Genomic DNA, 13,792 nt, shown 5'->3' on the forward strand with positions numbered 1-13,792 from the left:
CCACAAATGTTAATGTTTATACCACAAATGTTAACCTATATTAATTAATTGATTATCAATTAATTAACTAATAATTGCGCAGACCAGATAAAAATATTTAGTACCCTGACACAGCAGGCACCGGTAAAAGCGGGTATAATAACCACTGCAAGCTGTTTAGATAAAACAAAAAAGGGGGTGATTTATACGGCAGAACTCAACTGTTCCTTTTTACTTTCGCGGGATTTGTTAACATATTCTGATGGCAGCATACCGTACTCTTCCTTAAAAACCTTCGAAAAATAGGTAGGGTTGTTAAAGCCTACCTCGTAAGCAACGCTGGCAATGCTTAACTGGCTTTTTTGAAGTAATTGCGCAGCCCTTTTTAAACGCACGGTACGGATACAATCTACAGGGGTTTTGCCGGTAAGCGTAAGCAATTTTTTGTATAACGATACCCGGCTCAGGTTAAGCTGCCTGCTCAATTCTTCTACAGAAAAATTTACTTTAGTGATGTTTAATTCTATACATTCAAAAGCATTTTTTAAAAACTTTTCGTCTTCCGATACCACATGAATATCCTCTGCCTTTACCTCTATTTGTTTTTGATAGGTGGTTTTAAGGGTTTGCTGCATTCGCAACGAGTTGTGGATCTTAGAGAGCAGTATCTCGAAATTAAATGGTTTTAAGATATAATCGTTTGCGCCGCTATCTATGCCGGCCAGCTGGTCTTGCTCGGTGGTAAGGGCCGTTAATAAAATAACCGGGATATGAGCGGTGCGCGCATCATTCTTTATTTTTTTACAAAGCTCGATGCCGTTCATTTCGGGCATACTGATATCACTTACAATCAGCCTTGGGTGCATAGACAGCGCCTTTTGCCAGCCGTCCTTCCCGTTAACAGCCTCGATGATATGGAAACTGTTTTTTAGGTTATCCTTTAAATAAAACCGCAGATCGTCATTATCTTCAATCAGCAAAATAGTGGTCTTTTTTTCTGCGCCCGGCAGGCTTTGCAATATATTCTGCGCAACAGGGGCGGGTGCATCAGGCGCTGTACCGGTTACCGGCTCAGGCGCTTGCACCGCGCACTGTAGCTCAACCGGCAGGGTAACTGTAAAACAACTGCCATAATTGGGCTCGCTTTCCAGTTCAATAGCACCGCCCTGCATCTTCACAAATTCCTTGGTGATAGAAAGGCCAATACCGCTACCCTGATTTAAAAGGCTTTCGGGCATGTCATCCTGAAAAAAGCGGTCGAACACCTTACCCTGGTTCTCTACGGCGATACCAATCCCCGTATCTATTACTTTTATAATAAGGCTGTTTACATCCGCATGGTTATGGCTTTGCAATAAACTCAGCATTACACTTATCTGCCCGCCGGATGGTGTAAACTTAAAAGCGTTAGAGAGCAGGTTAAACAAAATCCGCTCAACCTTATCCTGATCGAAATTGGTAACATACGATTGTACATCGCTTTCTATTAAAAACTCTATTTGCTTTTGATGGGCAACATCCATAAACGAGGCCGAAACTTCTTTTATAAACTTAACAATATCCCCTTGTTTTAAACTAAGCTTCAATTCGTTGTACTCCATTTTTCTGAAATCCAGCAACTGGTTCACCAGGTTAAGCAGCCTTTTACCATTCCTTTTAATGGTAACCAGCTGGCTGTGCTGGTCGGGCTTATCAACGGTTTTAATTAAGTTATCAATGGGCGATAAGATCAATGAAAGCGGCGTACGAAACTCGTGGCTTACATTGGTAAAAAACTTGATCTTCATCAAATCAAGCTGGTGCATCCGCTGGGCTTCTTCGCGCTCCCTTGCTATTTTACGCTCAACCTCTGTAGCGGCCTGGGTGGTTTCAAACTCGCGCTTTAATTTTTGAATGCCGCGGTGGCGCATGTAAAACAGCCCGCCAATCAGCAAAACAAAATAGCTGATGTAAGCAAAAGTTGATTTAAAGAAAGGCGGCAACACCGTTATATTTAATGAAATTTGCCCTTCGTTTAGCTCGCCTGCGCCCTGCAAGCGTACCTTAAAGGTGTAATTGCCGCCATCCAAATTAGTATAAGTAGCCTTGCGGTCATTCCCGGCAGTTATCCATCCTTTGTCAAACCCTTCAAGCTTATATTCAAGTTTTGTTTTATCGGGGTTAAAATAGTCGCAGGCTGCAAATTCAATATCAAAAACGTTTTGGTTATGCTGTAAAGTAATATCCTTTGTTTCTGAAAGGGCCCTGGTTAAAATAACCCTGCCGTTTACAGTATCGCCTGCGGTAACGCTTTTATTAAACAATTTAAGATCGGTAAATAACAGGTTGGGCCTGGGTTTGGAGTTGTTTAAAGTTTGAGGATCAAAGATATTGAAGCCATTTATTCCGCCAAATACCAATTCGCCGCTTTTTAAGCGCATTGCGGCATACAAATTAAATGCCCTGCCCTGCAGCCCGTCCAGTTCATTATAGTTATTAACTTCTAATTTGTATTTGCCGCCAGCTTCGGTAAGCTTGATGCTTGCCAGGCCATTGGTTGTGCTTACCCACATCAGCCCGGCATTATCCTCAATAATGTTAGATACATTGTTGGCATGTAAATTCACACCCTCTTCCAGGTTCAGGAATTTATTGGTTTTGGTATTTAATATGCTCAACCCGTCTTTAGTACCTATCCATATCAGCCCTCTCCTGTCTTGCGTAATGGTATTTACATCGTTGCCTACCAGGCTGTTCAGGTTTTTAGGTTCTGATAGATAATTCTTTATTTTTCCCGATGATTTCAGGATAACATCCACCCCCCTGTCTCTGCCTATCCATTTGTTTTGCTGCCTGTCCTCGTAAATAACGGCGGTATAATCAGAAACTCCCGGATTTTTAGGGTGCCGGAAGCTATTTGTTTTGGGGTTAAAAACGTTTAAGCCGCCCGCAAAGGTACCTACCCAAAGCTCGCCGGCGGCATCCTCTATCATGGTGTAAACCCGGTCGTCCGTTAAGCTGCCGGGGTCGTTATTATTATGGCGGTAATGTTTAAATGTTTTGCCGTCGTAGCAATCCAGGCCGCCAAAGTAAGTACCTATCCAAAGCTTTTTTTGTTTATCAATGTACAACCGGATGATGATATCGTTCGACAGGCTATTTGGATCTTTGGGGTTGTGCTTAAACTGCGTGTAGGTATTTGCCGCCCTGTTAAAATACACCAGCCCGCTGCCGTTGGTGCCTATCCATAAATTTTGCTTATCATCCTCCTCAAAACTGTTTATATCGCCGTAAGGCAGGCTTTTAGGATCGTTGGTAAGATGCTTATAAAGCGGGAACTGCATAATATCCCGGTGATAATAGTTTACGCCCTGCTTAAAGGTACCGGCCCAGATGATCCCGGTGTTATCTTTATACAGATACAGGCTGTTACCGCTTAAAGATTTAGCGTCATCGGCACGGCTTAATATGTAATGCACCTGGTTGGTAACCGGGTCAATTACGTTGATGCCGCCATGGTCTGACCCTACCCAGATCTTATCATCATCTGTTTGAATGATGCTGGTGATCATGTTTGAATTAAGCCTGCCCGCCGGCGTATCCTTGCTGTAATGGATAAGCTTACCGGTTTGTGTTTTATAGCAGTAAACGCCGATAGGCCCCGCATCAGAACACACCCACAGGTTTTGCTTGTTATCCATTATCATCACAAAATTCCGGGGTTTGTTGTCAAGCGCGCGGGCAAGGCCGTCAAACCGGGTTAATATTTTGTTGGTTTTGGTATCTAACTGCTCAATAATACCATCGCTGTAAATAAGCCATAAGCAATTAGCCTGCGAAGCTACAACATGGATAATATGGTTTGCATGTAAAACAGCCGGCGACTTTGCCGATGTATTATAAAAAGATGTTTGCTGCTTTTTGGGATCGTAGCGGTAAAGGCCTTTTTTGCTGGTTACAAACCAAAATTCGCCCTGCCTGTCTTTTTCTACCCGGGTAACAGGCCCTGCCGGAATTTTATACTGCGATAGTGCTGCGGCAATGTTATTAGAGAATTGCTCGGTAGATGGATCATAGATACTGATATTGCTGTGTGTAAAGATCCATAATTTTTTACCGGGCCCTTCGGCAATACGCATAACGTGGTTCTCGGCAAGCGAATTAGGGTCCTTAACATCGCGTTTAAATACTTTGATCTTGTTGCCATCGTAACGGTTGAGGCCGGATGTGGTACCAAACCACATAAAGCCTTTATCGTCTTTATAAATACAGTTCACCTGATTATCAGACAGGCCGCCGGTGATATCTAAATGAGAAAACTGGTAACTGTTATTTTGCGCATATAAATATGCCGGCATGGCAAAAAGCCATATACATAAAACATATATTTTAAAACGCATTGCTATAATTGGTGAACAGAAAATTATGAAAAAAAAATTAACTGTTCATTAAAGATAATAATAAATGCCACCAATACCTCAACTGCTCGCAAAATAAACAGAGCGCCCCCTTTGCAGAAAGCGCTATATTTAAGCCGCCAACAACACCTAACAATTTGTTTTAAAGCAATTTAAACCGCGTTAACCTTTACAGCTGCTGCCTGCTTGATTTTTTTTGACCGCATATAGAAATTAAGCCCGGTAAAACCGATGATCAAAATTATGGGGATGACCAGCGTAAGCCGAAGCACTTCGGGCCCGGCCAAACTTTTAGCGGTATTAATAGCCTCGGCTGAAGCCAGTTTACCCGCAGGCAAATGTTTTAGTACCAGGCCATCATAATATTTGCCCATAAAAATACTGTAAACAGATACCGCAAACATCCCGGCGCCGCCCATCAGGTTTAAACCCAGCGCGCCCGACCGTGGAATGTACTCGGCTACAAAGCCTATCATGGTAGGCCAAAAATAGCATACCCCCACACCAAATATAAATGCCGCAAAAAATATGGAATTACCCGTTAAGGTACTTAACAGATACAAGCCCACTGCTGCAACAATGGCAGACATCAGCAGAACGCCCTGCGGCGAAAACCGGTGCACAATTGGCCCTGCAAAACCGCGCCCTATTACCATAACACCGGTTGTAAGGGTAAGTATCAGGATGGGGTTGCCCGTTACGTTCTTTAAAAGCACATCTATCCATTGCCCGGTAAACAGCTCTGTAACGGCTGTACCAAACATGCAGATGAACATAAAAATAAATAATGGGGATAACGTTGCTTTGTACATATCGGCAGTTGAGTAACCCGATGCAACACGTTCTGTAACCGGGAAATCAAGCGTGTAGAACAGGTAACCGTATATCAGTGTTGGTATTATCATTACGGCAACCTGTACCTGCCAGCCTATGTTAATATAATTTAAAGCCAGCACCAGCAAGGTACCAATTACAATACCGCCCGGAAACCACAGGTGAAAGTGGTTAAGTTTGGTTGTTTTATTACCTGTAAATAAGGATGCCACCAGCGGGTTGCAGGCGGCCTCTACGGTGCCGTTTGCAATACCGATAAGCAGGGTAGAGATAAACAGCGTCCAGTAACCGGTTGCAAAAACGGTTAGGCAGATCCCCGCTAAATGAAATACGAATGCCATTACCAGCAGCTTTTTCATGCCGATAATATCTACCACAAAACCACCTATCACAATTGCCAGCGGGAACCCCCAAAATGCGGCGGCCGTAATAACACTCAGTTGCTCGGTTGTTAAACTAAAATCTGTGCCCAGTTTATTCATTATCCCGGCACGTATGCCAAATGATAGTGCAGTTACCAGCAACGCCAGGCAGCTTGCCCAAAAAAGTTTGTTGCGCTCAATCGTGATCATCGTTAATCAGGTTTAAAATGGTTTATAATACGGCAGGCAGCGGCCCGCCCAAATTGGTTGCCTAAAATAGTGTTTATCCTGTAATTTATTGGCTATCAATAACTAATTTATCATCAATTATACCTTATTGCTTTTTATCGCCCAGGTTGATGGTTTCGGGCCTTGTATAAATTTCTTTAACCAGGCTGCGCGGGTTATGTGTCCATAACCATTCGCTCCAAACCATAAACCATACCCATTGCGGCTGGTACTTTAGTATAATGGGCTTGGGCAGCTCCCCAACTTCGGTTAGTGCAATAGGTTTACCCTTGGCCAAGGCCAGCAATTCGTTATAATCCTTTTGCTCATAATCTGCATTATAGATATCCGTACCCAAAATATCCACATACCGGGCGCCGGGATAAAAATATTTATAGGCATAAGCCTCATCCTCGGGCAAGTCGCGCGGGCCGTTTGCTCCCCATACCCATATCAGATTATTCAGTTTATGGTAATTGGTATAACGGTCATACATCATACGCCACAATTTCGAGATACCGTTCTCGCCCCTTTTATTTCCCCACCAAAACCAAACACCGTTCATTTCATGATATGGCCGCCACAACACAGGCACCTTAGCATCCTGCAGCTGCTTTAGCCATACGGCCACCTGGTCTATCTGTTTAAGCCACCTTTTATTCAATTCGGTATGAGGTGTTACCAGCTCATTCCATTGCTCATCGGTAAGCTTGGCCTGCACGCTTTCTTTCCAGCCATAGGGCGGGTTATCTGTAGGCCTGCCCTGGTGCCACATCAGGCAAATTATGCTGCCTTCTTTATACCTTTTTATGGCTTCGTTCACAATTTCCTGGCCTCTGTCGCGGGTGCCGCTCCAAATAAAGTCGCTCCCGAAGAGGGCGGGCTGTTTGCCTGTAATGGCCTTTACGCTATCTAAATGCCTGTTAGGATAATGAGGATAAGTGTGCTGGCCAGATATGATCTGTTTGCCCTTAATACTGTAAATATAAGATAACAGCTGCCTTACTTCGGGCGAGGCATTAGGGTTAACCGGTGCAAACTGCTGCTGTGCATAGCCGCATATACTTAATAATATTAAAATCGGCAGGATGAAATTTTTCATGCTTTTTACTAATTATTTGATTGCTTTTTTATTTAACACATGATCCGCAGCCATCACCAAAAAAAGGTAATCTGTAGTGCCGCCGCCCAGCACATACTCGCCCTGCTGCCATAGATACGGCCAGTTTAACAGCTCCGGAAAATCGGGCCGGATCAACGCTGTGCCCGAAGTGATACCACCGGGGATGTAAGAAAGATCGGCACGGTTAAAGCCGTAGGCGGTAGTCATTGATTTTGCCCCTACACCCGATGCAAAGGATGAAGTATTAGCACCCGGATGGCAGCCCAATATAAAATTGATGGCATGCAGCATATATTCATCCGTAAAAATACCGGGGAAACTGGCATATAAAAAATATTGCCTGTAGCCAAAGTTTTGTATGCCCCAGCCAGCCCCCCAGATGCTTGGCTCATAAGGCACACCATAAGGTGTTTTGCTGCCCTGCTGCTGTATTTTTGCATAAAGCTTTTTAACCGCACCGGTAATCGTATCGCGGTAAGCGGGGTTGTTTACCAGGCCCATGGTACGGCTAACCAGCCAGCCGGTATGCTCTATATTGCTTGCAATACCCGGTGCATTGGCAAGCAAAAAAGCTGCATATATGCTATCTTTTGTGGTGATGAGTAACTCGGTAGCCAGTGCAACTTTTTGCATGGGGTTTACGCCTGCGTTATTTTGCCATATCTGTTTGGCAATTTGCAGGCATTGTACCGAAAGGGTATCGTTATAACCTATCATCACCCGGCTGGCAGCTGCCAATGCGGCTGCGGTTTGTAAGCTGCGCGATGGATTATCCTCGGTAAACACCCAGCGGTCATCTGCCGGGGCTGGCTGGTTTAATACCGGGGTGGTATTAATGGCTCCGGTAATGTATGGTTTGTTATCGGTAATATTTGCGGCATCGCCCAACAGCACGTACTGCCTGATGGAAGGCTCGATAATACCGCGGTAAAACCTGCCCATGGCCTGGTAACCCCCGGTTATAGATAACAAGCCGTGCTCTATCTGCTGCAAGATATCAGGCTTTCCGTCCGGCTGCTGTATCTCTACTACATGATTATTCTGATCGATGGTGGTATTATCGTACCTGATGCCGAAAGCTTCATAAGCCAGCGTAAGGCCGTGCACCGTCTCTGCCTGCGATTCTACCCTCAGATCAAAATCACCGGCATCGTGCCAAGCCCCACGGTTAAGAAAAGGCACGTTATCGCCGGGTTTAAATTTGGTGAGGGTGCTATGGCCAGAGATATACCCGTCGAAATGGTTAGAATCAACCGGCGCCATACGGGCATCATCCATGTGGCATAAGCCATGCCATACCCGGTATTTATCGTTAATGCGCATATGGCACATCTGGGCAGGCATAAAATAAGCTAATGTTGGCTGCCAAACGTCGTTTTTAAAAACAGCCGTACTTATCTGGAACGGCGCTGTTTGGTATGCGCCGTATTTGACCACATACATTCCCGGGCTGGTAATGCGGCTAAAATCAAACTGCAGGTAGTGATACCTTAAAAAATCGCCCCATTCTGCAGGCGCCGCAGTTAATACCGCTTGCATCCCCCCGTTTTCGGCTACACGCATTAAAGATACCGCCGGCCGTTTTTTATCTTTACGGTCAAGTTCTATCACGGCTATTTTTTGCTGGGCCGGGTGGTACCCTACCTGTGATACCTGCACCACCGGGGCAGATTGCCAGCCATCTACAGCGTGCGGTGTTACCAGCCACTCTATGGCATTTTTTGCAGCCCCTTTCGCAATTAAAGAGCGTACCACAAACCAGCCGTTATTATGCTTTGCCCGCCCATCCAGCAGTTGCAGGTTACTGTCCTTTAAATTTTCGATGATCATCCGCTGGTCATCACTTTCCGGCGCAACGGTTAGCTTTTTGCCGGTGGCTAAAGGCATTACTTCGTTTTCGCCATAAGGGCTTTTGTACATCTGCCCGTTAGCCTGCGGCGTAAAAATACCAAACTGCTTATCCATGTAATAGGATCTGCCGTACAGGATACCCGGAAAAAGTTCTATATTAAAGCCTACCCTGCCTACCCACTCATCAGGCAGGGGCTTATCCAGATCAATAATTATTTTAAAGGATTTACCTGCCGGCAACACCCGGATGTGGTATGCAAATTTAAGATCGGGATATATGATGGGGTTAAACCCCTTCCGGTCAATCTCGGGATTCGGATATTCCATCCGCACGCTTACTTCGCCCCTGGCCTTATCTATCACCCGCTTGCCTACCTTAGGGATGGGCGACCACTGCCCCGGCGTCGGCTCCAGCCGCAGATCGCCGTTGGTGGCCACACGCTGCCCGTTCTGGATAATGCCTACCCCTCCCTGATGCCCCTCGGGGTAAAAATCATGCGCAAGCATAACGTTTACACCCTGGTACTCCAGGTATTCCAGCTTATTTAAAACCATTTGCCCGGCAGCCTTTTTACCCTGTGCCTTTACCTGTGTTATCTGCGCAGCCATTACCGCCAAAAAAATAAGGGCGTTGGCCAACAGCTTTTTATTATAAAAATTCATCATAGTTTGTGTTTAAATTTACTACCTGTTAAACCGTACCCTTGCCGACCGGTTACCCTGCAGATCTATGGCTTGCAAGTATAAACCGGCACCCGGTTTAAAGCCCCGGATAGTAATTGCAGTTTTGGTTAGCGGCGTAAAAGCGACCCGTTTATTACCGCTGTAAATATCATAGCCCATCAACGCATTATCATCGGCTGCTTTGTTCCAGCTCAATACAGCCACGCCATTTTTGATGCTTTTTTTAAGCCTTGACGGAGCAGCAGGCGGGGTGCTATCCGGATGAAGCCGGGCCACGCAATTTATTAATGCACGCAGGTTATGATAGGTCCCTTTCCATATCTGCCCTTTTAATGCTGTTTTATACTGCGGCTGTTTATCAATCCCGCCCTGGTACCAGTCGCCATGCTCCTGGTCTATCAGGTAAGTTTTAACATAGGCCCACAATTGTAAAAACTTGCTGTAATACTGATGCCCGTCCTTAGGGTAATAATGGCTCATGATCAGTAGTGTGTTTAAACCCTCTGCCTGCGCCCACCAGTTTTTGGTATCGGCCAAAATGCTGATACCCGGTTTATCCTTAAAGTAAAAGCCCTCGTCATAAAAACCGCCAACCTGGTTATCCCATCCGTTATCCAAAGCATGGTCTACCATTCTTTTACCCAGCTGTAAAATAGCCGCGTTGTTTTTTATCCCCAATACATGCGATGCCTCCAGCATCAGGTAGGCGGTCTCTACATCATGCCCGAAAGAAACATGATCGATACTTTTGTACCTGGCAATGGCCGTTGCTGAAGAATCTTTTAATGATACGGGCGTCCAATTCGGCTGAAAAAAAAGTTGCAGATAGCCTTTGGGGTTAATAATAGTTTGCGTTAGCAGGGTTAGCATCTCCTGCAATCGCGCCCGCAATAATTCATCCGGCCAAACCTGGTACAGCTCGGTAAATGCTTCTAACAAATGGATGGATGTATTTTGGTCTTTATATCCCAGTTCTGCATTGGGGCTGATACCTGCCGGCCTGTTTACAGGCGTACCATCGCGCTCCATATGTTGAAAGTAGCCCTTATGGATAGGGTCGTGACTATGCTGTTCTAACCAGATAAACTCCCGTTTAGCCAGGTTTAAAGCGCTTGTATCGCCAGATTGCTGGTAGTAAGCGGCCAGGGCATACAAGGCAAATGCATTACCATAAGCCTCTTTTTGGGCAAAGTTACTTTGCTTTACCTTACCCTGCCTGTCGGTATAGGTATAAAAACCGCCGTATTGCTTATCCCACAAAACATCGCGCAGAAAAAAATAGCCGTGTTTTGCCCCATAAGCATAATATTTTACATCCGGAAAAAGCTGCGCCGCCTTGGCGTTGCTCCAGATATGCCGGGCCTGGGTAACAATCATTTTGTCCTGATTGCCTACCGGTTTAAAATTATAACTGAACGTGCTTAAAAATCCACCATCCATTGTATCAATAGCGCGAGGGTACCATTGCTTTAAAAGCTTATTCACCATAGAGGCGCGCATTTCTGCAGCAAGTGCATTACGCCCCTGCCCGTAAGCCGTATTAAGGCCGCATAACATTACACTAAAAAGGCTGAAGATGCTTAACCGGCGGCACAACCCAGCGGCACAAAAATAATAACGCCATTTTAGCCGGCCTGTAAAAAAAATATAAGAGTTCGTCATAGGTTAATACCGGCACATTTAAAAATGGGCCTGAAATTTAAAATCAAAAAAGAAATGATCCGGGATCTGTTGGTTTAATAACTTTTGTAAAGCTATTAACCGCCTTGCCAGCCCTATAACACAGATGTTAAAATTTATAGAACAAATGTTAACAAAGCGTATTTGAAGGTTTATCCAACAAAACGCCACCCGCATAATCTTACAAAAAACCCGGAATGCATATGATGCATCCGGGTTAAATAATTGTTAAAAACCTGGAGGAATATAAATTATTACAGAATGTTTGCCCTTACAGTTATACCATACATGCGGGGGTTACCCAGGTGCGATGCGCCAAAATCATAGGCATAATCTATATAACGCTTATCTGCCAGGTTGCTGCCCCATACAAATGCATCAAAACGGGTAGTGCTTAAACCCAACCGCGCATTAAAGGTACTGTAAGCGCCCTGCCCAATGTTATTTGCCAGATCATAGTATTGTTTACCCAGGTAACGCCATTCGCCGCGGGCTATGAGTTTGGTATGTGTGTTATTACCCAACAAATACCCGTACTGTGCAGCCAGCATGGATGTAACATCCGGCGTGTAAACCTGCCGGTTACCGTTAAGATTAAGTATTGACCCCTGGTTGGGTACTTGTAAATTACCATAGCGGGCATGGGTATAACCAAAATTATAAAATAAATTAAGCCCTTTAAACAGGCTGGCGGCCAGCTCTGCCTCGGCGCCGTAACTGTTTAACCTGCCTGCATTTTTGGTAACTACAATGGCAGCCGGCAATATTAAGGTTGGCACCTGCGCATTATTAACCCTAACGTAAAATAAGGATAGGTTAAGCGTTAAACGGTTATTAAATAAGGTATTTTTAGAACCGGCTTCGTAGCTGTTGCTGTATTCGGGCTTGTAGGAAAAGAGAGGTGGCTGCGATGGATCTGAACCCAACTGACTGATGCCCCCCGCCCGGAAACCACGGCTGTAAGTAACATACAAATTATTATTGGGGCTGATATGATAAGCCAAGCTTAGTTTTGGCGTTATAGCCTTAAAATTGGCAGTTGATGAGGTATCTGCCTGCGTAGTTATCGCGTCGGCGCCATCTGGCTGAAATTCGCCTTTTACGGTTGCCTTTTTGTGCTCGTAATCATAACGTAAGCCTGCTGTTATATCCCATTGAGGGGTTATCACATACACTATCTGCCCAAAAACCGCGGCGCCGTAGTTTCGTTCGGTATTGGTGTTGATGCTGGTAAAATCTGTTATCGGCGAGCCAACAGCCGCTGCATCGGCCCCAAAATGAGTACCCACTTTGCTTGGGCTGTATCTGTAAAACCCGTAAACGCCGGCCGTCCATTTCCAGTTAGCCGCAGATGCCGGGGCCGCAAACCTGAATTCCTGCGTGCCTACTTTTACCTGGTTAAACTTGGGGCCATAATTATTGATCACCGATACGGCATCCAGCGGAGAAAAATCGCCGTCGATAGGCGTTGTGTAGTAACGGTAATTTTGCTGATAAGTGCTGCTGGATATAAAGTTAAAATTACGCCCTGTATAGTTTGCAGATAACGAAGCATTAAAAATATTATCTACCATTTTAGTGGTAGCATTCTGGTTTACCTTAAACGGTATGGAAAGCGCATCTGCAGGCGAACCGCTTAATGCAAACGGGCCATAATTACGGTTGGCATAATTTTTTATATTTAAAGTAAGCGCGAATGACTGCGATGCCAGGTACTTTAAATAATAATTACCGGTAAAAGAATGCTGCTTATCCAGCTTACTGTTATTAAATAAGTTGGTGTAAAACCCGTTAAAGCCATCATACAAACCTGCAGCACCTAAAAACAATTTATTTTTTACCAAAGGCACACGAATACCCAGGCTGTACCGCTGCTGGCCATAGCTGCCATAGCTTGCTTCTGCAAAACCGGTAAGGGTGTTTGCAGGTTGTTTGGTTAATACATTGATTACCCCGCCCATAGCATTACGGCCGTAAAGCGTACCTTGCGGCCCACGTAAAACCTCTATACGGTCTACATCAAACAACTGTGGGATATAGGTATCCAGGCCGAACTGGTTCACCCCGTCAATATAGGTGGCAACGGCAGGATCATAAGAAGTGGTTGCTATGCCCCTAATGCCTGTAACATTACGATTATCGCCAGGGTTGGCCGAATAAAGGTTAGGCACAATTGCAGTAATATCTTTAAGGTTACGGATATTATAATCCTGCACCTGTTTAGCTGACAGTACCGTGATGCTAAACGGAACCTGCGCGGCATCTTCCTCGCGTTTTTGCGCGGTAACCACTACTTCGTCCAGCCGTTTATTTGTTTCGGTAAGATAAATGCTAACCGAACCGTTACCCTTAACCGTTATATTTTGATTGACAGCTGCATAACCAAGGCCTGTTACATGCAATACGTAAGTGCCGGCAGGCACATTATAAAAAACAAAATCACCCTGTAAATTGGCAGATGTGGCATAACCGGTATTAAGCAGGCTTGCATTAGCACCCGGCACAGGCTGTTGAGCGGCATTTTTAACCGTACCCGATAACCTGGAGCGCGACTGCGCAAAAACAGATGCAGAGATACACAGCATCAATACCAAACCTAACAGTTTCTTAAACCTTATACGGCTGCACAATATCATAGAAAGTAATTTTTGGGG

General features: G+C 45.0%; 6 protein-coding genes. All 6 read right to left on the reverse strand.

The annotated features are described in order from the left end of the window. Nucleotides 1-182 precede the first annotated feature (182 nt). Nucleotides 183-4,316, reverse strand: a complete 4,134-nt coding sequence (locus tag E2R65_RS01870; protein WP_229704595.1) for a hybrid sensor histidine kinase/response regulator transcription factor — start codon at nucleotides 4,314-4,316, stop codon at nucleotides 183-185. A 212-nt stretch (nucleotides 4,317-4,528) separates the two neighbouring features. Continuing rightward, nucleotides 4,529-5,782, reverse strand: coding sequence for an MFS transporter (locus tag E2R65_RS01875; protein WP_134334776.1), 1,254 nt, complete (start codon nucleotides 5,780-5,782; stop codon nucleotides 4,529-4,531). Between the two features lie 124 nt (nucleotides 5,783-5,906). After that, nucleotides 5,907-6,902, reverse strand: coding sequence for a glycosyl hydrolase (locus tag E2R65_RS01880; protein ID WP_134334777.1), 996 nt, complete (start codon nucleotides 6,900-6,902; stop codon nucleotides 5,907-5,909). 12 nt (nucleotides 6,903-6,914) lie between these two features. Next, nucleotides 6,915-9,440, reverse strand: a complete 2,526-nt coding sequence (locus E2R65_RS01885) for a glycoside hydrolase family 9 protein (RefSeq protein ID WP_204986263.1) — start codon at nucleotides 9,438-9,440, stop codon at nucleotides 6,915-6,917. Nucleotides 9,441-9,458: 18 nt separating this feature from the next. Further along, nucleotides 9,459-11,120, reverse strand: coding sequence for an AGE family epimerase/isomerase (locus E2R65_RS01890; RefSeq protein WP_204986264.1), 1,662 nt, complete (start codon nucleotides 11,118-11,120; stop codon nucleotides 9,459-9,461). A gap of 272 nt (nucleotides 11,121-11,392) precedes the next feature. Further along, nucleotides 11,393-13,774, reverse strand: a complete 2,382-nt coding sequence (locus E2R65_RS01895) for a TonB-dependent receptor (protein WP_134334779.1) — start codon at nucleotides 13,772-13,774, stop codon at nucleotides 11,393-11,395. Between the last annotated feature and the right edge of the window lie 18 nt (nucleotides 13,775-13,792).

The sequence above is a fragment of the Mucilaginibacter phyllosphaerae genome, assembly GCF_004378255.1.
Classification (GTDB): Bacteria; Bacteroidota; Bacteroidia; order Sphingobacteriales; family Sphingobacteriaceae; genus Mucilaginibacter; species Mucilaginibacter phyllosphaerae.

Coding starts and splice junctions, on each gene's coding strand:
- E2R65_RS01890 (WP_204986264.1), bottom strand. CDS start 11,120: ATGACGAACTCTTATATTTTTTTTACAGGCCGGCTAAAATGGCGTTAT.
- E2R65_RS01880 (WP_134334777.1), bottom strand. CDS start 6,902: ATGAAAAATTTCATCCTGCCGATTTTAATATTATTAAGTATATGCGGC.
- E2R65_RS01885 (WP_204986263.1), bottom strand. CDS start 9,440: ATGATGAATTTTTATAATAAAAAGCTGTTGGCCAACGCCCTTATTTTT.
- E2R65_RS01895 (WP_134334779.1), bottom strand. CDS start 13,774: ATGATATTGTGCAGCCGTATAAGGTTTAAGAAACTGTTAGGTTTGGTA.
- E2R65_RS01875 (WP_134334776.1), bottom strand. CDS start 5,782: ATGATCACGATTGAGCGCAACAAACTTTTTTGGGCAAGCTGCCTGGCG.
- E2R65_RS01870 (WP_229704595.1), bottom strand. CDS start 4,316: ATGCCGGCATATTTATATGCGCAAAATAACAGTTACCAGTTTTCTCAT.